The sequence below is a fragment of the Enterobacter cloacae complex sp. HYC033_NIDB genome, from assembly GCF_056673335.1.
Map to the genome: position 1 here is coordinate 1,909,698 of NZ_CP115123.1, position 21,384 is coordinate 1,931,081.

Below are 21,384 nucleotides of genomic sequence, written 5' to 3' on the forward strand. Positions count from 1 at the left end.
CCTTAAAAAGAACCATCAGGCTATGTTTTTCTGGTACCACGAGGAGGAATGATGAATATACCGGGTGATGAGCTTTACACCTTGCTCCATGCTGCGCTGAAAAAACGTGGGGAAGAGACGCTCCAGCGTGCGCTCTATCTTGCTTTGCGGGAGGCCATACTGTGCGGAAGGCTTCGATCCGGCAGCCATTTGCCCGGCTCACGAACGCTGGCGCAGCAGATCTCTGTGTCCCGAAATACCGTCAACGCGGCGCTGGACCAGCTCACGCTCGAAGGTTATTTGCTGCGTAGCCGCCAGGGTACGCGGGTGGGGCAATTCGCTCCTCGGACGATTGCCCGGACATTACCGGACCCGGACGTCAGGCTGACAAAACGTGTCGCCCTGCTGCCCGCGCCTGTGCCGCGCGACACTCCGGTGATGGCGTTTACGCCGGGAACGCCTGCCATCAACTATTTCCCCTTGCCGCTGTGGCGGCGGTTGTACGATCGCGTCCTGCGCGAGGAGGGAAGCGCCCTGTTAGGGTATGGCGACCCGGCCGGCGAGCCGACGCTGCGGGCCGCCATTGCCCGCCATCTTGCGCTCTCCCGCGGCATTGACTGCGATGCCAGCCAGATAGTGATAACCGAAGGGGCGCTGGAGGGCGTCAATCTCTGCACGATGCTGTTAAGCGAGCCGGGGGATGTCGCCTGGGTGGAAAATCCCGGCTATAGCGGCGCCAAAAGCGCTTTTGTCAAAACCGGCCTGGCGATGACAGGCATACCGGTGGATGACGAGGGGATGTGCTGGGAAGGGCTGTCTGCGCCTTCACCCACGCTGATTTTTACCTCGCCATCGCATCAGTTCCCTTGCGGAAGCGTGCTCAGCGCGCGGCGGCGTCTGGCGCTGCTGGAACTGGCCCGGCAGCACAGCGCGTGGATCATTGAGGATGATTACGACAGCGAATTTCGTTATACCGGTGAGCCCGTCCCGGCGATGCTGGGAATGGTCAACAATGCGCCCGTTGTGTATCTGGGGACGTTCAGCAAAACGCTGTTTCCATCGCTCCGGATGGGGTTCATGGTGTTACCGCCAGCGCTGGCGAAGGCGGCGCGTCCGGCCATCGGCTCGCTGCTGCGCGGCGGGCATCGCGCTGAACAGCGCACCCTGGCGCTGTTTATTGAGGAAGGCCACTATGCACGACATCTTGCCGCCATGCGCCGCCTTTATCGTAAGCGTTACCGCCAGCTGCGGGAGGTGCTGAGCGCAGAGCTTCATACGCCGCACCGTGTTCTTGCCGGGGAAGGGGGAATGCATCTGACGCTGGCAATTGACGGTATCGACGACCAGCGGCTGGTGGAGCAGGCGAGAGCGTTTCAGCTGGCACCCGCTGCGCTGAGCGGGTATTACCTTGAGACGAAGCAGGGGCAAACCGGTCTGGTTTTAGGTTACGGTAATACCTCTGCTTCGCAGTTTGCGCCGGGTATCCGACGTCTTCAGGCGCTCATTACACAGCAGTGGGGCGGGAAAGGGTAAAGACATCATAAAAAGAGAGCTGGCCCTTAGTGATGACCATTTTCTGCAACTTCTCTTTTTGCCCGGCTTCGACGGCCGGCGAGTGCAGGATGCTGTCGATCAGCTCCTTCGGCACGTAGCGCGTGTTGTACCACTCCCCGTTGTAGCACACGCGGAAATCGAGTACGTCGATATCTTCATACCGGTAACGCGGATTGACGTCGAAAAAGAAAAACGCGTTAAACACCACGAACAGCACAACCAGTAGCCAGACGGAATCGACCAGTGTTTCAGACTTCAGCATGACGATAAGCGTTGCCAGCCAGGCGGCGTACATGGCGACGAACAATCCGGGGTGTTTGCGAATAAAGCTGATGCTAAAGCGCGGGCGATTGTCGCGCTTTTCGCGGGTATTGAGATCGTCGATGGTGGCGGTAAGCAGGCGCTGTATCTCTGTCATTTTTTGCCTTTATGATTGTTAAAAATACAGGTGATCTGCCTATTTTATGAGAGGGGTTTATGCGATGAAAGTAACAGTTATGCCAGGAAAAAGCATAACAGTTACTCAGGATGCGCTTAGATCATTTTAATGATTTTCGCCGGATTCCCGCCCACTACCGCATTGGCCGGCACGTCTTTGGTCACTACCGCGCCGGAAGCGATAACCGCATTATCGCCAATGGTCACGCCTGGATTAATCACCGCGCGTCCGCCGATCCAGACATTATCACCAATGGTGACCGGTTTACCGTACTCCAGCCCGCTGTTACGTTCGGTCGCATCCAGAGGATGCGTGGCCGTATAAATGTGCACTCCCGGCGCAAGCATACAGTTATCGCCAATGCGGACAGGGCAGACGTCCAGCATGACGCAATCGAAGTTAGCGTAAAAATTGTTGCCCAGATAGATGTTATACCCGTAGTCGCAGCGGAAGCTTGGCTCTATATAGGCACCTTCGCTTTGACCCAGCAGGTCAGCTAATAAGGCGCGACGTTCGGCCTTCTCATCGGGGGCGGTATGGTTATAGCGGTGAACAAGATGACGCGCGCGTAAACGGTCAGCCCTCAGCGTGTCATCGCCAGGGCAGTAATATTCACCTGCAATCATCTTCTGTTTTTCTTCACTCATGGGAACCTCTCTGGAATCGTTTTACGCAGCGTAAAGAGGATTAACCAGAAAGGGAACGTTCCCTAAAAGTGGCTGTGACGGGAGTCACAACATTCTTGCGCATAAATACGTTTTATACGGGAACCTGGCGTTTGCATTTGAAGCGTAATTCGAAAGGTAAATTCAGCTTAACAACGGGCGTAATGCCTTTACAGTCTCTCTTCAACGATTAACGAACAAATTTCCACACCGAAGAGGGGATCTTGTCATACAGTTTATTCATGGTCAGCTCAGCAAGACGATGGTCGGCAGCTGAATAAAATACCGCCAGTTCATTATCAGACAGCTCGTATTTATTTTTCTCAATAACTCGTTCAAGGGTGTCAATTGACTGGCAGCGTCGCAGGCGCATCAAATAATCGACTTTTGTTAATGGTTTATCAGACATAAATTCACCTTAGTAATTGTAATAATTTTAACAGGAAAGACTAACCGGATTAGCTCTGCTGACATTAGTGAAGCAGCGAAATAGACGGTTTCCTGATTTACGCCATTTCTGCAAATCCTGTGCGTTAATGCCGTAGCTGCTGAACAACATAAAGGTGTCGTCCAGGTATTCATCAATTTGCTCTATCAACTTATTATCTTCATTGTACTTAATTTTATAATTAAGTGCGAAGGTGGCGATATGCTCGATCAGCTCGTTGAGCTGTAAATTGATAGCAGACGTTGGATCGTTCACCCAGCCATGGTTACTTTCTTCAAGATTGGCAAGGCAGTCATGGTACAAGGATTCGCAGAGAAATTTCAACTGCGCGATATCATGCCTTTTTGGCGAGTACTCGTCCATAGCGCATCCCCTTCTGAGTGATTTTTTACTCACCGAACATCATGTCGGGATGGATACAACTTGCTTAGCCACACGGGAGCTGTGTTCCTGATAACTCTAACTATAAGCCACTCTGATCAAGATTTCACCGCGCTATTACGAAAAATTACAATTAAATCGTTACTGTTCGAGCCTTTACGCAAATCTACCTTTTGCAGCGAACGCGTTAATCAATAAAAAAGACGATTTTTATCGGTTCCTTAGAATTCATTGAGTTAGCGCAAAGTTTCATGTGAAGTCCGAAACCAGATATCTTCAGATATTTTCCATTGCTTAGGAATAGTCCGAATAATTTACGTCACGAAATGATAATAAAAGAATGCTGAGTTCCTGGTGTAAGTTATCGGCCTATTATGATAGGCCTTATTAAAAAGGAGGAAAATAAATAGAAAGGCAATAGGTCTATTTTATGATTTTTTCTGAAAAAGAAAAAGGCCGCAAATGCGGCCTTTTTATCATGTGAAACCGGTATCAGTGATGTTCTACCGAATGATTGTGCTCAACGTCTTCATTCTTACGGCTGAAGCGGCGGCGAACCACCACGAAGAACACCGGTACGAAGAAGATCGCAAGAACGGTCGCGGTTACCATCCCACCCATTACGCCGGTACCTACTGCGTTCTGTGCGCCGGAGCCCGCGCCGGAGCTGATAACCAGCGGCATAACGCCGAGGATAAATGCCAGGGACGTCATCAGGATTGGACGCAAACGCATACGAACGGCTTCCAGCGTTGCTTCAATCAGGCCTTTTCCTTCTTTCTCCATCAGATCTTTGGCGAATTCCACGATTAGTATCGCGTTCTTCGCCGACAAGCCAATGGTTGTCAGCAGGCCCACCTGGAAGTAAACGTCGTTGGTCAGCCCACGGAACGTTGCGGCAAGCAGCGCACCGATAACCCCCAGCGGAACCACCAGCATAACGGAGAATGGAATCGACCAGCTCTCATACAATGCCGCCAGACACAGGAACACCACAATCAGTGAAATGGCGTACAGGGCAGGGGCCTGGTTACCGGACAGACGTTCCTGATAGGACATGCCGGTCCAGTCGTAGCCGACACCCGCAGGCAGTTTGCTGGCCAGTTCTTCCATCAGGTTCATGGCTTCACCGGTGCTTCGGCCCGGGGCTGCCTGACCGAGGATTTCCATCGATGGCAAGCCGTTATAACGCTCCAGACGCGGTGAACCGTATTCCCAGCGCGAGGTTGAGAAGGCGGAGAACGGCACCATCTGGCCATCGCTGCCGCGAACATACCAGTTGTTGATATCGTTCGGCAGCATACGGTATTGCGCTTCGGACATCACGTAGACTTTCTTCACGCGACCACGGTCGATGAAGTCGTTGACGTAGCTGCCACCCCAGGCTGCACCCAGCGTGGTATTAATGTCGCTGATGGAAACACCCAGCGCCTGCGCTTTTTCCTGGTCGATATCGATCTTGTACTGCGGCGTATCTTCCAGACCGTTAGGACGTACGCCCACCAGCAGGTCAGGGTGTTTTGCCACCTCGCCAAACAGCTGGTTACGCGCCTGAGTCAGTTTTTCGTGGCCCAGACCGCCCTGGTCAATCAGCTGGAAGTCGAAGCCGGTCGCCGTACCCAGTTCAACAATCGCTGGCAGGTTAAAGGCGAAGACCATCGCATCTTTAATCTGTGAGAAGGTGCCCATCGCGCGGCCGGTAATGGCTTCTACCTTGTTCTCTGCGCCCGGACGTTCAGACCAGTCTTTCAGAGAAACGAAGGCGATACCGGTGTTCTGACCACGACCCGCGAAGCCAAAGCCGTTAACCGCAAACACGGATTCGACGTTGTCTTTCTCTTTGGTCAGGAAGTAGTCGGTCATTTCATCCAGCACCTTTTGCGTACGCTCTTGCGTCGCACCGGCCGGAAGCTGCGCCATACTCAGGAACACGCCCTGGTCTTCATCTGGCAGGAACGAGCTTGGCAGACGAACGAACAGGAAAGCCATGCCCACCACGATGATGATATAGAGCAGCAGGTAACGACCGGTGCTGCGCAGGATGTTACCCACGCTGTCGGTGTAGTGGTGCGTACTCTTATCAAACATGCGGTTGAACCAGCCGAAGAAGCCTTTATGCTCGCCGTGACCGCCTTTCTGAATCGGCTTCAGCATCGTCGCGCACAGGGCTGGCGTCAGGATCAGTGCAACCAGTACCGACAGCGCCATCGCCGAAACAATGGTGATGGAGAACTGACGGTAAATCGCACCGGTAGAGCCACCAAAGAAGGCCATCGGGATAAATACCGCAGACAGTACCATCGCGATACCGACCAGCGCGCCCTGGATCTGGCCCATTGATTTACGGGTTGCTTCCTTCGGCGGCAGGCCTTCTTCCGCCATGACACGCTCGACGTTTTCGACCACCACGATGGCGTCATCCACCAGCAGGCCGATGGCGAGCACCATCCCGAACATCGTCAGGGTGTTTATCGAGTAGCCAAATATCGCCAGCACCGCGAAGGTCCCGAGCAGTACAACCGGCACGGCGATGGTTGGGATCAGCGTTGCGCGGAAGTTTTGCAGGAACAAGTACATCACCAGGAAGACGAGAATGATCGCCTCAACCAGGGTTTTCACCACTTCGTGAATCGAAATTTTAACGAATGGCGTGGTGTCATACGGATAAACGATTTTCAGACCTGACGGGAAGAACGGTTCCATCTTCTTCAGTTCTGCACGGATAGCCGTCGCGGTGTCCAGGGCGTTCGCGCCCGTCGCCAGTTTGATACCCAGACCGGAAGCCGGTTTACCGTTGAACTTCGCAATGATGTCGTAGTTCTCACCGCCCAGCTCAACCTTCGCCACGTCACGCAGGCGAACCTGCGAACCGTCCTGATTCACCTTCAGCAGAATTTTGCTGAACTCATCGGCGGAGGTCAGACGCGTTTGCGCGATGATCGACGCGTTAAGCTGCTGGCCTTTCACCGGCGGTGTACCACCCAACTGACCGGCGGCAACCTGGGCGTTCTGCGCTTTAATTGCGCTGATCACGTCAACCGGCGTCAGCTGGAAGTTGTTCAGTTTATTCGGATCCATCCAGATACGCATCGCGTACTGGGAACCGAACAGCTGAACGTCACCCACACCAGACGTACGGCTGATGGCGTCCTTCATGTTGGCGCCCACGTAGTCGGAAATATCCTCCTGCGTCATGGTGCCGTTGGTGTTGATCACGCCGACAACCATCAGGAAGCTACTGGACGATTTCTCGACGCTCACGCCCTGCTGTTGTACTTCCTGCGGCAGCAGAGGCATCGCCAGCTGCAATTTGTTCTGCACCTGAACCTGTGCAATGTCCGCATCCGTACCGGATTCAAAGGTCAGGGTGATCTGAACCGTACCGGTTGAGTCACTGTTTGAGGACATGTACATCAGGTTATCGATACCGTTCATGTTCTGTTCGATAACCTGCGTAACGGTATCCTGCACCGTTTTGGCATCAGCGCCCGGATAGGTTGCGGAGATCGTCACTGCCGGCGGCGCAATCGTTGGATATTGCGCGACAGGCAGCTTCAGGATCGCAAGTCCCCCGGCCAGCATGATGATTATGGCGATCACCCACGCAAATATGGGGCGATCGATAAAGAAATTAGGCATGTCTTAACGGCTCCTGTTTAAGTTAAGACTTGGTTTGTTCTGACTGGCCAGCGGCCGACGCTTGTTGTTTGTCGTCAGATTTCACTTCCTGAGCTTTGACCTGCGCACCAGGACGAACTTTTTGCAAACCAGTAATAATTACGCGATCGCCATCTTTCAGACCTTCCGTTACCAGCCACTTGTCGCCAATCGCCTGCGTTGCAGTGATATTGCGTGTTTCGACTTTGTTATCGGCACCCACAACCAGTGCGCTCGCATCACCGCGTGGCGTACGGGTCACACCTTGCTGAGGAACCAGAATGGCGCTTGGGTTAGTCCCTTCCTCAAGACGGGCGCGTACGAACATACCGGGCAGCAGGGTTTTATCCGGATTGGGGAAAATGGCCCGGATGGTGATAGAGCCGGTGGTCTGATCGACGGTCACATCAGAAAATTCCAGTGTGCCAGTCTGTGAGAACTTGATACCGTCGTTGGTAACCAGTTCCACTTTGGCTTTACCGTTTTCCTGTTTCAGGGTGCCGTTAGCCAGCTCCTGTTTGAGACGCAGGAAATCGTTGCTAGACTGGGTGACGTCAACGTAGATCGGGTCGAGCTGCTGCACGGTGGCCAGCGCGTTGGTTTGACCGTTCTGCACCAGCGCACCTTCGGTGACGGCTGATTTACCAATGCGACCGCTGATAGGGGAGGTCACTTTGGTGTAGGCCAGGTTAATACGCGCGGTTTCTACCGCCGCTTTCGCCGCCACAACGGCTGCGTTGGCTTGCTGTGCATCGGCCAGGGCAGAATCGTAATCCTGTTGGCTGATGTACTGCGTGCCGAGCAGTTTCTTGTAACGATTCAACGTCAGCTGCGAGATTTTGGCTGCCGCTTCGGCTTTAGCCAGATCGCCCTTAGCGCTCTCATAAGACGCCTGATAGGTTGCTGGATCAATCTGATACAGAGACTCGCCTGCCTTGACATCACCGCCTTCGGTGAAGTTACGTTTCAGGATGATACCGCTCACCTGCGGACGCACTTCCGCAATGCGGTAGGCGCTGGTGCGGCCCGGTAGTTCTGTTGTCATCTGGAGAGGTTCGGATTTGAGCGTCACGACGCCAACTTCTGGCACCTGCTGAGCTCCTTGTTGAGCCTGTTTGTCGTCACATCCTGTAAGCGCTAAGCTGCCTGAGAGCATCAGAACGACCGCCAGAGGCGTTAACCCTCTGTTTTTGTTCATATGTAAACCTCGAGTGTCCGATTTCAAATTGATCAAGGGTCCTGAGTCTAAAAACCCATTGCTGCGTTTATATTATCGTCATGCTATGGTACATACATTCATAAATGTATGTAAATCTGACTCCTGTAAATTCATCAACGTATGGCACGAAAAACCAAACAACAAGCGCTGGAAACCCGACAACACATTCTGGATGTGGCAATGCGTTTGTTCTCACAGCAGGGTGTTTCGGCAACCTCGCTGGCACAGATTGCTCAGGCCGCGGGCGTCACGCGGGGAGCGATTTACTGGCATTTCAAAGACAAGTCCGATCTGTTTGGTGAAATCTGGGAGCTTTCAGAGTCCAGCATTAGCGATCTTGAGAGTGAGTATCGGGCAAAATTCCCTCACGATCCACTCTCAGTGTTAAGAGAAATTCTAGTATATATCCTTGAAGCGACGGTTGTTGAAGAGCGTCGTCGTCTGATGATGGAAATCATCTTCCATAAATGTGAGTTCGTTGGTGAAATGGCGGTGGTTCAACAGGCGCAGCGCGACCTGTGTCTGGAAAGCTACGATCGCATCGAACAGGTCCTCACGGAGTGCATGCAGGCCAAAATGCTTCCTGCCACATTACTCACCCGCCGGGCGGCGATCCTGATGCGCAGCTATATTTCCGGCCTGATGGAAAACTGGCTTTTTGCTCCGGAGTCGTTCGATCTCAGATCAGAGGCGCGCAGCTACGTCGAAATTTTTCTTGAGATGTGCCAGCTCTGTCCGACCCTTCAAAGTAAACTTAGCCCGCGCTCTGCCTGATCGGGCATGGGAAAAATCGTAGACCCTTTCCGTCGTACTATTCTGCTTCAGCCGGGCGTGATATCCTTCATGCCCGACTATTTCCGGTCATTTCTCACATCACATTCACAACTATGCTGCACATCAATCGCTCGCAACATCCTGTTCTGGCCCTGTTTTTGATCCTGCTGTTTTACTTTGCAGCCGCGCCGCTTTCATGGGCCCGTGCAGACAACGGCAGTGACATTCCCACGCGTGCTGATGTTCAGTCGCAACTCGACACCCTGAATAAGCAAAAAGATCTCTCCGCCCAGGAAAAACTCGTTCAGCAGGATCTGACGGAAACCCTGGAAACGCTGGACAAGATCGATCGCATCAAAGCCGAAACGGCCCAGCTACGGCAGAAGGTCGCTCAGGCGCCGGAGAACATGCGTAAGGCAACGGAGGCGCTGAGTGCGCTCAGCGACGTCGATAACGACGATGAAACCCGAAAAACGCTTGCCACGCTGTCGTTGCGCCAGCTTGAGTCGCGCGTGGCGCAGCTGCTGGACGATCTGCAAACGGCGCAATCCGATCTCTCAACCTACAACAGCCAGCTGGTTTCGCTGCAAACCCAGCCTGAGCGTGTGCAGAACGCCATGTACTCGGCGTCGCAACAGCTACAGCAGATACGTAACCGTCTGAATGGCATCACCGTGGGGGAAGGGGCGCTTCGTCCCACCCAGCAAACGCTGCTGAACATCCAGCAGACGCTGCTAAACGCGGAGATTGAACAGCAGCGTAAGAGCCTGGAAGGCAACACGGTGCTACAGGATGCGCTGCAAAAACAGCGTGACTACGTGACCGCGAATATCAACCGGCTTGAGCATCAGCTTCAGCTGTTGCAGGAAGCGGTGAACAGCAAGCGCCTGACGCTGACTGAAAAAACGGCGCAGGAAGCGGTTTCGCCAGACGAGACGGCCCGTATTCAGGCCAACCCGCTGGTGAAGCAGGAGCTGGAGATTAACCACCAGCTGAGCGAGCGTCTGATTCAGGCGACTGAAAGCGGCAGCGCGCTGGTGCAGCAGAATATTAAGGTCAAAAACTGGCTGGATCGCGCTTTGCAGGCCGAGCGCAACGTCAAGGAGCAGATTGCCGTCCTGAAGGGCAGCCTGCTGCTGTCGCGCATTCTCTACCAGCAACAGCAGACGCTGCCTTCCGCCGACGAGCTGGAAGACATGACCAACCGCATTGCGGATTTGCGTCTTGAACAGTTTGACGTTAACCAGCAGCGCGATGCGCTATTTCAGAGCGATACCTTCGTTGCCAAAGTGGAAGAGGGCCATTCAGGTGAAGTGAATGCTGAAGTTCACGACGCGCTGTTGCAGGTGGTGGACATGCGCCGCGAATTGCTCGATCAGCTTAACAAGCAGCTGGGCAACCAGCTGATGATGGCGATTAACCTGCAAATCAACCAGCAGCAGCTGGTGAGCGTTTCTAAAAGCCTCCAGGAGATCCTGACCCAGCAGATTTTCTGGGTGAACAGCAATAAACCCATGGACTGGGACTGGTTTAAATCTTTCCCGGAAACGCTGAAATCCCAGATCAAAAGCATGAAAATTACCGTGAACTGGGAGAAAGCCTGGCCTGCGGTGATGATCGCCTTCCTGACGGGGCTGCCTTTGCTGCTCATCGCTGGCGTCATACGCTGGCGTTTGAAATGGCTGAAACAGTACCAGGCGAAGCTGGCCTCGGAAGTGGGGCAACTGCGTAACGACAGCCAACTGCACACCCCGAAAGCGATCCTGATCGATCTGATCCGTGCTCTGCCGGTCTGCCTGTTGATACTCGCCGTGGGCCTGATCCTGCTGACCATGCAGCTGAATATCAGCGATCTGCTGTGGGCGTTCAGCAAGAAGCTGGCGCTGTTCTGGCTGGTGTTTGGTCTGTGCTGGAAAGTGCTGGAAAAAGATGGCGTCGCCGTCCGCCACTTCAACATGCCGGAAAAACTCACCAGCCACTGGCGTCGCCAGATTGTGCGCATCAGCCTCGCGCTGCTGCCGCTGCACTTCTGGTCAGTTGTGGCGGAGCTTTCCCCGCTGCACCTGATGGATGACGTGCTGGGGCAACTGGTGATTATGCTGAACCTGCTGCTGATTGCCGTTCTGATGTGGCCAATGTGCCGCGACAGCTGGCGGGATAAAGAGTCCCACAATCTTCGTCTGGCTACCGTAACGGTACTGGCGATCATTCCTCTGGCGCTGATGGTGCTGACGGCGACGGGTTACTTCTATACCACGCTGCGTCTGTCCGGTCGCTGGATCGAAACGGTTTATCTGGTGATTGTATGGAACCTGCTGTTCCAGACCGTGCTGCGTGGTTTGAGCGTGGCGGCGCGCCGCATTGCTTATCGTCGTGCTGTTGCCCGTCGGCAGCATCAGGTGAAAGAGGGGGCTGAAGGGGCAGAGCCGCAGGAAGAGCCGACCATTGCTCTGGAGCAGGTTAACCAGCAAACGATGCGTATTACCATGCTGGTGATGATCGCCCTGTTTGCGGTGATGTTCTGGGCCATCTGGTCTGATTTAATTACCGTCTTCGCCTACCTCGACAGTATCACGCTCTGGCAATACAACGGTACCGAAGCGGGCGCTGCGGTAATGAAAAGCGTCACCATGGGCAGCCTGCTCTTTGCGCTGGTGTCGTCAGTGGTTGCCTGGGCGTTGATCCGCAACCTGCCGGGTCTGCTGGAAGTGCTGGTGCTCTCAAGGCTGAACCTGCGTCAGGGGGCGTCGTACGCCATTACCACCATCCTGAACTATGTCATTATTATTGTCGGGGCGATGACGGTATTCGGCTCGCTGGGCGTCTCGTGGGATAAACTCCAGTGGCTGGCGGCGGCGTTGTCGGTGGGTCTGGGCTTCGGCTTGCAGGAGATCTTCGGTAACTTTGTCTCTGGCCTGATTATCCTGTTCGAACGTCCGGTGCGTATCGGCGATACCGTCACCATCGGTACTTTCTCCGGGACCGTCAGCAAGATCCGCATTCGTGCGACCACCATTACCGACTTCGATCGTAAAGAGGTGATCATCCCGAACAAAGCGTTTGTGACCGAGCGTCTGATCAACTGGTCGCTCTCGGATACCACCACTCGCGTGGTGATCCGACTCGGGGTGGCCTATGGCTCGGATCTGGACAAGGTGAAAGAGGTACTGCTGAAGGCGGCAGCTGACCATCCAAAAGTGATGCACGATCCTGCGCCAGCGGTATTCTTCACCACCTTCGGGCCGAGCACTTTGGATCATGAGCTGCGCCTGTACGTACGCGAACTGCGCGATCGCAGCTACACCGTCGATGAGCTGAACCGCACCATTGACCGTCTGTGTCGTGAAAACGATATTAATATCGCCTTTAACCAGCTTGAGGTTCATCTGCGCAACGAGAAAGGCGATGAGCATACGGAAGTGAAGCGCGAGATTAAGGGGGACGACCCTACTCCCGCCTAATCTATTTCCCTCTCTCCTCTGGGGAGAGGGTAGGGTGAGGGGGAAGTTTTCCCTCAAAATCTCGTCGCACAATCTCCAGCGCTTTCAGCACCGTCTCCGCCGGGATCTCGTGATTTTCCAGCAGCATAATTAAATCGACGGCCAGCTTGACCTCGTCGGGGGCATTTTCCAGTGACATCAGTGGCTCCTGTTAACGGGTCAGGCGTTCAATGACGCGTTCAATCTCATCCAGCGCCTGACGGCAGCGGACGATGCGGCCTTCCAGCGCGCTGATTTCACGCATTAATAACTGCTGCTCTTCCAGCGTTTCGCTGGTATTCAGGCGGGCTTCGCGCTCGCGCTTCATCTCAAACAGACGGCGCTCAAACTCCTGGTTCTCCAGCCGCTTGCGCTGCCATTTTCCGAGTCCCGGCGAGGCGCTGTCCCACGCCCGTAACGGCCAGGCGGCGATTTCCCGGTGCAGGGCGGTGATCTGCTCGGTAAGATGCTCCGCAAGCCACGCGACCTGTTCCTGCTGTTCACTCTCAACCGCGTGACGAAGCTCGTCGAGATTGGTCTGCGCTTCAGCAAGATAATCCTCAATGACGGTGCTGCGGGTGCGGAAGAGCTGTCGGTCAAAGCGCGGTTTCAGCGTGGCGTGGCCCATCAACGGCGTGGCCTGCGCCCGCAGCGCGATCAGCTGATTTTGCAGCCTCTCAAGAAGCAGTGCTGTTTTCAAGGCGCTCTCCAGTGGTAAAGTAGCCGTTCAGTTTGATAACGATTCGCATTATGCAGCGTACTATTTTAATCATCATTGGCTGGCTCGCGGTAGTGCTGGGCACGCTGGGTGTGGTTTTACCCTTGCTGCCGACCACCCCGTTTATCCTGTTGGCCGCCTGGTGCTTCGCCCGCTCGTCGCCGCGTTTTCACCACTGGCTTCTGTACCGCTCGTGGTTTGGCGGCTACCTGCGGCACTGGCAAAAACACCGGGCCATGCCGCCCGGGGCTAAGCCGCGCGCCATTGCCTTCATCCTGATCACCTTCGCCGTCTCGTTATGGCTGGTGAAAATGATGTGGGTGCGCATTCTGCTGCTGGCGATCCTGGTTTGCCTGCTGATCTTTATGTGGCGGATCCCCGTGGTTGATGAAAAGCAACAAAAGCACTGAAGCCTCATCATGGCGGTTGCAATTATGGCGCACAGCCAGTAAATTCGACCGTTTTCGAGCACAGGTGCGCCTGGTCAAAGGTTAAACAACTGTTACTTTGACCGACTCGTCGCGCGCCGTGAGTAACACTGTTTCATTTAGGCACAAACCGATGACCGCAACTGCACAGCAGCTTGAATATCTGAAAAATAGCATCAAAAGTATCCAGGACTATCCAAAACCTGGCATTCTTTTCCGCGATGTCACCAGCTTGCTGGAAGACCCGAAAGCGTACGCCCTCAGCATTGAACTGCTGGTTGAGCGTTATAAAAACGCCGGGATCACCAAAGTAGTAGGTACTGAAGCCCGTGGCTTCCTGTTTGGCGCACCGGTTGCGCTGGCGATGGGCGTGGGTTTTGTGCCGGTGCGTAAGCCGCGCAAACTGCCGCGTGAAACCATTGCTGAGAGCTATGAGCTGGAATACGGCACCGATCAGCTGGAAATTCACGTTGATGCCATCAAGCCAGGCGACAAAGTGCTGGTGGTGGACGATCTGCTGGCAACCGGCGGCACCATCGAAGCGACCGTGAAGCTGATCCGTCGTCTGGGCGGGGAAGTGACCGACGCGGCATTCATCATCAACCTGTTCGATCTCGGCGGAGAGCAGCGCCTGGAAAAACAGGGTATTACCAGCTACAGCCTGGTGCCATTCCCGGGACATTAATCCCGTATCTCACAACCTCGCTCAATGGGTGAGGTTGTGATAGCATTCCCCTCCATTAATTCACCTTCCAGCGTTGCAGAGCCTGCCCATGAGTTATCAGGTGTTAGCCCGTAAATGGCGACCACAAACCTTTGCTGACGTTGTCGGTCAGGAACATGTGCTGACGGCCCTGGCGAACGGCTTGTCGCTAGGTCGCATCCATCACGCCTATCTTTTTTCCGGCACCCGCGGCGTCGGTAAAACCTCTATTGCCCGTCTGCTGGCAAAAGGTCTGAACTGCGAAACCGGGATCACCGCCACCCCGTGCGGCGTGTGCGACAACTGTCGTGAGATCGAGCAGGGGCGTTTTGTCGATCTGATTGAGATCGACGCCGCCTCGCGCACCAAAGTGGAAGATACCCGCGATCTGCTCGACAACGTGCAGTACGCCCCGGCGCGCGGCCGCTTCAAGGTCTATCTGATCGATGAAGTGCACATGCTGTCGCGCCACAGCTTCAACGCCCTGCTGAAAACGCTGGAAGAGCCGCCTGCGCATGTCAAATTCCTGCTGGCGACCACCGATCCGCAAAAGCTGCCGGTCACGATCCTCTCGCGCTGCCTGCAATTCCACCTGAAGGCGCTCGACGTTGAGCAGATCCGCGCTCAGCTTGAGCATATCCTCGATGAAGAGAACATTGTCCACGAGCCGCGTGCGCTGCAACTGCTGGCCCGTGCCGCGGACGGCAGCCTGCGCGATGCGCTGAGCCTGACCGACCAGGCGATTGCCAGCGGTGACGGTAAACTCTCCACCGACGCGGTCAGTACCATGCTCGGCACGCTGGATGACGATCAGGCGCTGTCGCTTATTGAAGCGATGATTGCCGCCAACGGTGAGCGAGTGATGGCGCTCGTCAACGACGCCGCTGCCCGTGGCATTGAGTGGGAAGCGCTGCTTGTCGAGATGCTCAGCCTGCTGCACCGCGTGGCGATGCTGCAACTGTCTCCGTCGGCCATTGGCGCGGACATGGCGACCATTGAACAGCGGATGCGTGAACTTGCGCGCACCGTGCCGCCGGCTGACGTTCAGCTTTATTATCAGACGCTGCTGATTGGCCGCAAAGAGCTGCCGTTTGCACCGGATCGCCGGATGGGCGTTGAAATGACGCTGCTGCGCGCGCTGGCCTTCCATCCGCGCAAGCCATTGCCGGAGCCGGAAACGCCCCGGCAGTCCTTTGCGCCGGTTGCGCCGACCGCGGTAATGTCACCGCAGCAGGTGCCACCGCAACCGGCATCGCCGCCGCCGCAAAACGTGCCGCTGTCGGATGCTACCAGTTCGGTGCTTGCCGCACGAAGCCAGTTGCAACGTGCGCAGGGAGCAACCAAACCAAAAAAGAGTGAACCGGCAGCGCCTGCAAGAGCGCGGCCGGTGAACAACGCCGCGCTTGAACGACTGGCCTCGGTAACGGAGCGCGTGCAGTCGCGTCCGGCACCGTCCGCGCTCGAGCAAAAAGCCCCGGCGAAAGAAGAGGCATACCGCTGGAAGGCGACCACCGTTGTTGAAACGGTCAAGGAAGTGGTCGCCACGCCAAAAGCGCTGAAAAAGGCGCTGGAGCATGAAAAAACGCCGGAGCTATCCGCGAAGCTCGCGGAAGAGTCCATCGAGCGCGACGCCTGGGCCGCCGAGGTCAGCAAACTGCAACTGCCGAAGCTGGTGGAGCAGGTCGCGCTGAACGCCTGGAAAGAGCAGGACGGTAATCAGGTGCGTCTGCACCTGCGCCCTGGCCAGCGGCACCTCAACTCCCCTGGCGCGCAAAAGGCGCTGGCCGAGGCGCTTACCGCATTACAGGGTGTACCGGTTGAATTGACTATCATTGAAGATGATAATCCGGCGGTGAAAACGCCGCTCGAGTGGCGTCAGGCCATTTATGAAGAGAAGCTCGCGCAGGCGCGCGAGGCGATAATTGCGGATAACAACATCCAGACCCTGCGTCGGTTCTTCGACGCCGATCTGGATGAAGAGAGTATTCGCCCCATTTGATCGTGAGTCTGACTTACGGTTGTAATCCTTAACGTGAAAGAAGAGAGAAGCCTATGTTTGGTGGAAAAGGCGGTCTGGGTGGCCTGATGAAGCAGGCTCAGCAGATGCAGGAAAAAATGCAGAAGATGCAGGAAGAGATCGCTCAGCTGGAAGTCACGGGTGAATCCGGTGCCGGTCTGGTCAAGGTGACCATCAACGGTGCGCATAACTGCCGTCGCGTTGAAATCGACCCGAGCCTGCTCGAAGACGACAAAGAGATGCTGGAAGATCTGGTTGCAGCCGCGTTTAACGATGCCGCTCGCCGTATCGACGAAACCCAGAAAGAGAAAATGGCCTCTGTTTCCAGCGGTATGCAACTGCCGCCGGGCTTTAAGATGCCATTCTGATGCAAACCAGTCCGCTGCTCACGCAGTTAATGGAAGCACTGCGCTGCCTGCCGGGCGTTGGCCCGAAGTCGGCGCAGCGTATGGCGTTTACGCTATTGCAGCGCGACCGCAGCGGCGGGATGCGCCTGGCGCAGGCTCTGACCCGCGCCATGTCAGAAATTGGCCACTGTGCGGATTGCCGGACCTTTACCGAGCAGGACGTATGTAACATCTGCACGAACCCGCGTCGTCAGGAAAACGGTCAGATTTGCGTGGTGGAGAGTCCGGCGGACATCTACGCCATCGAACAAACCGGGCAGTTTTCCGGCCGCTATTTCGTGCTGATGGGGCATCTCTCCCCGCTGGATGGCATCGGCCCGGACGATATCGGTCTCGATCGCCTGGAGCAGCGCCTGGAGTCGGAAACCATCAAAGAGGTGATCCTCGCCACCAACCCGACGGTGGAAGGGGAGGCAACCGCCAACTACATCGCCGAACTGTGCGCGCAGTACGGCGTTGACGCCAGCCGCATCGCCCACGGCGTGCCGGTCGGCGGTGAGCTGGAGATGGTCGACGGCACCACGCTGTCACACTCGCTGGCCGGACGTCACAAGATTATTTTCTGACCAAACGGAGGCTGCGCGCGCGGCCTCCGCTTGAAAATTCCTCCCCTTATCCCCATCTCTCACTCAACGTTTTACAACCCCATTAAATGGCATTGTTGAGGTCGACTTAGATGAAAGGACAAGAAACCCGTGGTTTCCAGTCAGAAGTAAAACAGCTTCTGCACCTGATGATCCATTCCCTGTATTCCAACAAAGAAATCTTCCTGCGTGAGCTGATTTCCAACGCCTCTGATGCGGCGGACAAGCTGCGCTTCCGCGCGCTGTCTAACCCGGATCTGTATGAAGGCGACGGCGAGCTGCGCGTGCGCGTCTCGTTTAATAAAGAGAACCGCACCCTGACCATCGCCGATAACGGCATCGGGATGAACCGCGACGAGGTGATTGACCACCTCGGAACCATCGCCAAATCCGGCACCAAAGCGTTCCTTGAGTCCATGGGCTCTGACCAGGCGAAAGACAGCCAGCTGATCGGTCAGTTCGGCGTAGGCTTCTACTCGGCGTTCATCGTGGCGGACAAAGTCACCGTGCGCACCCGCGCCGCGGGCGACAGCGTCGAGAACGGCGTGCTGTGGGAGTCTAAAGGTGAAGGTGAATACACCGTTGATGACATCACCAAAGCGGATCGCGGCACCGAAATCACCCTGCACCTGCGTGAAGGCGAAGACGATTTCCTGAACGACTGGCGCGTACGCTCCATTATCAGCAAATATTCCGACCATATCGCGCTGCCGGTAGAGATTGAAAAACAGGAAGAGAAAGACGGCGAAACCGTGGTTTCCTGGGAGAAAATCAACAAGGCGCAGGCGCTGTGGACGCGTAATAAAGCTGAAATTAAAGACGACGAGTACAACGAGTTTTACAAGCACATCGCCCACGACTTCACCGATCCGCTGACCTGGAGCCACAACCGTGTGGAAGGGAAACAGGAGTACACCAGCCTGCTGTACATTCCGGCGCAGGCGCCGTGGGACATGTGGAACCGCGATCACAAGCACGGCCTGAAGCTGTACGTGCAGCGCGTCTTCATCATGGACGACGCCGAGCAGTTCATGCCGAACTACCTGCGCTTTGTGCGTGGCCTGATAGACTCCAACGATCTGCCGCTGAACGTCTCCCGTGAAATTCTTCAGGACAGCACCGTCACCCGTAACCTGCGCAACGCCCTGACCAAACGTGCGTTGCAGATGCTGGAAAAACTGGCGAAGGACGATGCGGAAAAATACCAGACCTTCTGGAAACAGTTTGGCCTGGTGCTGAAAGAAGGTCCGGCGGAAGATACTACGAACGTGGAAGCTATCGCTAAACTGCTGCGCTTCGCCTCTACGCACAACGACTCCTCCGCCCAGACCGTGTCGCTGGAAGAGTACGTCTCCCGCATGAAAGAAGGGCAGGAGAAGATCTACTACATCACCGCCGACAGCTATGCGGCAGCGAAGAGCAGCCCGCATCTGGAACTGCTGCGTAAGAAAGGCATCGAAGTGCTGCTGCTGTCTGACCGCATCGACGAGTGGATGATGAACTACCTGACCGAGTTCGACGGTAAATCCTTCCAGTCCGTTGCCAAAGCCGACGAGTCTATCGATAAGCTGGCGGATGAAGTGGACGACAGCGCGAAAGAAGCCGAGAAGGCGCTGGAGCCGTTCGTTGAGCGCGTTAAAACGCTGCTGGGCGACCGCGTGAAAGAGGTGCGCTTCACGCACCGTCTGACCGATACGCCAGCCATTGTCACCACCGATGCGGACGAAATGAGCACCCAGATGGCGAAACTGTTCGCTGCGGCGGGCCAGGCCGTGCCGGAAGTGAAATATATCTTTGAGCTTAATCCGGATCACCCGCTGGTGAAACGCGCGGCGGATACCCAGGATGACGCCCGCTTTGCCGAGTGGGTTGAACTGCTGCTCGATCAGTCCCTGCTGGCCGAGCGCGGTACGCTGGAAGATCCTAACCTGTTCATTAAACGTGTGAATGCGCTGCTGCTGGCGTAATCTTCCCTCACCCCGGCCCTCTCCCACAGGGAGAGGGTGAAAGAGTTCCCTCTCCCTGTGGGAGAGGGTTAGGGTGAGGGCACCAGACCGCACGAAGCCAAATTATCTCCCCCCGTTAACCGTTTCAGCCTCCCCGCCTTCCTTGAGCGATACCCGTTCTGGTGGTATTGTTTAGCGCTTTTGAAAAATTGAATCGACATTTGAGGGGATTTTCGCAATGCGTATTATTCTGCTTGGCGCTCCGGGCGCGGGTAAGGGAACTCAGGCTCAGTTCATCATGGAGAAATACGGTATTCCGCAAATCTCTACTGGTGACATGCTGCGTGCCGCTGTTAAATCTGGCTCCGAGCTGGGCAAACAAGCTAAAGACATCATGGACGCAGGCAAGCTGGTAACCGACGAACTGGTTATCGCGCTGGTTAAAGAGCGCATTGCTCAGGAAGACTGCCGTAACGGTTTCCTGCTGGACGGCTTCCCGCGCACCATTCCTCAGGCTGACGCCATGAAAGAAGCGGGCATCAACGTGGATTACGTGCTGGAGTTCGACGTACCAGACGAGCTGATCGTTGACCGTATCGTTGGCCGTCGCGTACACGCTGCTTCTGGCCGCGTTTACCACATCAAATTCAACCCACCTAAGGTTGAAGGCAAAGACGACGTGACCGGCGAAGAGCTGACCACCCGTAAAGACGATCAGGAAGAAACCGTGCGTAAACGCCTGGTGGAATACCATCAGATGACCGCACCGCTGATCGGCTACTACACCAAAGAAGCGCAGGCGGGTAACACCAAATACGCGAAAGTGGACGGCACCAAAGCCGTGGCTGACGTACGTGCAGAGCTGGAAAAAATCCTCGGCTAAGCGCACCTCTCTCACCCGGAGCCCCGGGTGAGAAAAATTCTCATCTTACCTATTACAGCAATGGGTTTCGTTTAAACGCATTTCCGCTACAATTGACAGCCTATCAAATGGTTAAGAGGCGTGAATGAGTCAGGCGAAAATCGGCATCCTGCTTGCCAATCTGGGCACCCCAGAAGCACCTACTCCAGCGGCGGTCAAACGCTACCTGCGACAATTTTTAAGCGACACGCGCGTCGTGGATACCCCAAGACTGCTGTGGTGGCCACTGCTGCGTGGCGTCATTCTGCCGATTCGTTCCCCGCGTGTGGCAAAGCTCTATCAGTCCGTGTGGATGGAAGAGGGCTCGCCGCTGATGGTGTACAGCCGTCGTCAGGAGAAGGCGCTGGCCGCCCGCCTGCCGGACATGCCCGTTGCGCTCGGCATGAGCTACGGTAAGCCGTCCCTGGAAAGCGCCGTCGACTCTCTGCTGGCGCAGGGCGTTGAACACATTGTGGTGCTGGCCCTTTATCCGCAGTATTCGTGCTCCACGGTAGCTGCCGTCTGGGACGAACTGGCGCGCATTCTGGCGACCCGCCGCCGTATACCGGGTATCACCTTTATCCGCGACTACGCCGATAACGAGCTGTACATTCAGGCGCTTGCCAGCAGCGCGCGCGCGTCGTTTGAAAAACACGGCGAGCCGGATCTGCTGCTGCTCTCCTATCACGGTATTCCGCAGCGTTTCGCGAACGAAGGGGATGATTACCCCCAGCGTTGCCGCGATACCACCCGCGAGCTAGTCTCCGCCCTCGGCCTGCCGCCTGAGAAGGTGATGATGACCTTCCAGTCGCGCTTCGGCCGTGAACCGTGGCTCACCCCGTATACTGATGAAACGCTTAAGATGCTGGGCGAGAAGGGCGTGAAGCACATTCAGGTGATGTCGCCGGGCTTCTCGGCGGACTGTCTGGAAACGCTGGAAGAGATTGCTGTCCAGAACAAAGAGTTCTTTATGGAGGCGGGCGGAACGAAATACGAATACATTCCTGCGCTTAACGACTCCCCTGAACACATCGACATGATGGTGTCACTGGTCACCACCCGCCGCTGATCGCGTTACGGGCCGG

Annotated in this window: 19 protein-coding genes and 1 other annotated feature; of the genes, 11 read left to right on the top strand and 8 right to left on the bottom strand. The window is 55.7% G+C overall.

Features of this window, described 5'->3' with window-relative positions; translation table 11 throughout:
* Window positions 1–51: 51 nt before the first annotated feature.
* The gene (gene pdxR, locus O1721_RS09005) at window positions 52–1,512 is read left to right on the top strand and encodes a MocR-like pyridoxine biosynthesis transcription factor PdxR (protein WP_032647455.1); all 1,461 of its coding nucleotides are present in this window, start codon (window positions 52–54) and stop codon (window positions 1,510–1,512) included.
* Here pdxR and O1721_RS09010 read toward each other — a convergent pair.
* The 6 genes from O1721_RS09010 to acrA all read right to left on the bottom strand — a co-directional run bounded on the left by O1721_RS09010 (window position 1,484) and on the right by acrA (window position 8,321).
* Entirely contained in the window at window positions 1,484–1,951 is a 468-nt protein-coding gene (locus tag O1721_RS09010; RefSeq protein WP_015571252.1) for a YlaC family protein, read from the bottom strand. The two genes, pdxR and O1721_RS09010, sit on opposite strands and share 29 nt — an antisense overlap.
* 116 nt (window positions 1,952–2,067) lie before the next feature.
* Entirely contained in the window at window positions 2,068–2,619 is a 552-nt protein-coding gene (maa, locus tag O1721_RS09015; RefSeq protein WP_032647457.1) for a maltose O-acetyltransferase, read from the bottom strand.
* 208 nt (window positions 2,620–2,827) lie between these two features.
* Window positions 2,828–3,046, bottom strand: a complete 219-nt coding sequence (locus O1721_RS09020; protein ID WP_015571250.1) for an HHA domain-containing protein — start codon at window positions 3,044–3,046, stop codon at window positions 2,828–2,830.
* 27 nt (window positions 3,047–3,073) lie between these two features.
* Window positions 3,074–3,448, bottom strand: coding sequence for an Hha toxicity modulator TomB (gene tomB, locus O1721_RS09025; protein ID WP_006809850.1), 375 nt, complete (start codon window positions 3,446–3,448; stop codon window positions 3,074–3,076).
* A 510-nt stretch (window positions 3,449–3,958) separates the two neighbouring features.
* On the bottom strand, window positions 3,959–7,105 hold the full coding sequence (gene acrB / locus O1721_RS09030) for a multidrug efflux RND transporter permease subunit AcrB (RefSeq protein ID WP_015571248.1): 3,147 nt from the start codon (window positions 7,103–7,105) through the stop codon (window positions 3,959–3,961).
* Window positions 7,106–7,127: 22 nt separating this feature from the next.
* Complete coding sequence (gene acrA / locus O1721_RS09035; protein WP_017694395.1) at window positions 7,128–8,321, bottom strand: multidrug efflux RND transporter periplasmic adaptor subunit AcrA; 1,194 nt, start codon at window positions 8,319–8,321, stop codon at window positions 7,128–7,130.
* A gap of 141 nt (window positions 8,322–8,462) precedes the next feature.
* Here acrA and acrR point away from each other — a divergent pair, with 141 nt between their 5' ends.
* Together acrR and mscK are read left to right on the top strand one after the other, a co-directional pair.
* Entirely contained in the window at window positions 8,463–9,116 is a 654-nt protein-coding gene (acrR, locus tag O1721_RS09040) for a multidrug efflux transporter transcriptional repressor AcrR (protein WP_015571247.1), read from the top strand.
* A gap of 113 nt (window positions 9,117–9,229) precedes the next feature.
* The gene (mscK, locus tag O1721_RS09045) at window positions 9,230–12,577 is read left to right on the top strand and encodes a mechanosensitive channel MscK (RefSeq protein ID WP_023296044.1); all 3,348 of its coding nucleotides are present in this window, start codon (window positions 9,230–9,232) and stop codon (window positions 12,575–12,577) included.
* A 1-nt stretch (window position 12,578) separates the two neighbouring features.
* Here mscK and rsmS read toward each other — a convergent pair whose 3' ends face one another.
* Entirely contained in the window at window positions 12,579–12,755 is a 177-nt protein-coding gene (rsmS, locus tag O1721_RS09050; RefSeq protein WP_017383212.1) for a pleiotropic regulatory protein RsmS, read from the bottom strand.
* Between the two features lie 12 nt (window positions 12,756–12,767).
* Window positions 12,768–13,295 (bottom strand): primosomal replication protein N'', encoded by a 528-nt coding sequence (gene priC / locus O1721_RS09055; protein ID WP_017383213.1) that lies wholly within the window; start codon window positions 13,293–13,295, stop codon window positions 12,768–12,770.
* 50 nt (window positions 13,296–13,345) lie between these two features.
* Here priC and O1721_RS09060 point away from each other — a divergent pair, with 50 nt between their 5' ends.
* The 8 genes from O1721_RS09060 (at window position 13,346) to hemH (ending at window position 21,368) form a co-directional block, all read left to right on the top strand.
* Entirely contained in the window at window positions 13,346–13,723 is a 378-nt protein-coding gene (locus tag O1721_RS09060) for a DUF454 family protein (protein ID WP_015571246.1), read from the top strand.
* A 151-nt stretch (window positions 13,724–13,874) separates the two neighbouring features.
* Window positions 13,875–14,426, top strand: a complete 552-nt coding sequence (gene apt / locus O1721_RS09065) for an adenine phosphoribosyltransferase (RefSeq protein ID WP_000127359.1) — start codon at window positions 13,875–13,877, stop codon at window positions 14,424–14,426.
* An 88-nt stretch (window positions 14,427–14,514) separates the two neighbouring features.
* The gene (gene dnaX / locus O1721_RS09070) at window positions 14,515–16,443 is read left to right on the top strand and encodes a DNA polymerase III subunit gamma/tau (protein ID WP_017694393.1); all 1,929 of its coding nucleotides are present in this window, start codon (window positions 14,515–14,517) and stop codon (window positions 16,441–16,443) included.
* Window positions 15,773–15,837: a sequence feature (DnaX frameshifting element), on the top strand. It overlaps the preceding gene by 65 nt.
* A 53-nt stretch (window positions 16,444–16,496) precedes the next feature.
* Entirely contained in the window at window positions 16,497–16,829 is a 333-nt protein-coding gene (locus tag O1721_RS09075; protein ID WP_003858972.1) for a YbaB/EbfC family nucleoid-associated protein, read from the top strand.
* Entirely contained in the window at window positions 16,829–17,434 is a 606-nt protein-coding gene (gene recR, locus O1721_RS09080) for a recombination mediator RecR (protein WP_006809843.1), read from the top strand. Before O1721_RS09075 ends, recR begins: the two co-directional genes overlap by 1 nt.
* 110 nt (window positions 17,435–17,544) lie before the next feature.
* Window positions 17,545–19,419 (top strand): molecular chaperone HtpG, encoded by a 1,875-nt coding sequence (gene htpG, locus O1721_RS09085; protein ID WP_045324912.1) that lies wholly within the window; start codon window positions 17,545–17,547, stop codon window positions 19,417–19,419.
* A gap of 217 nt (window positions 19,420–19,636) precedes the next feature.
* A complete protein-coding gene (gene adk, locus O1721_RS09090; protein WP_006809841.1) occupies window positions 19,637–20,281 on the top strand; it encodes an adenylate kinase in 645 nt (214 codons plus the stop codon).
* Between the two features lie 124 nt (window positions 20,282–20,405).
* Window positions 20,406–21,368 (top strand): ferrochelatase, encoded by a 963-nt coding sequence (gene hemH / locus O1721_RS09095; RefSeq protein ID WP_032647463.1) that lies wholly within the window; start codon window positions 20,406–20,408, stop codon window positions 21,366–21,368.
* Window positions 21,369–21,384: the final 16 nt, after the last annotated feature.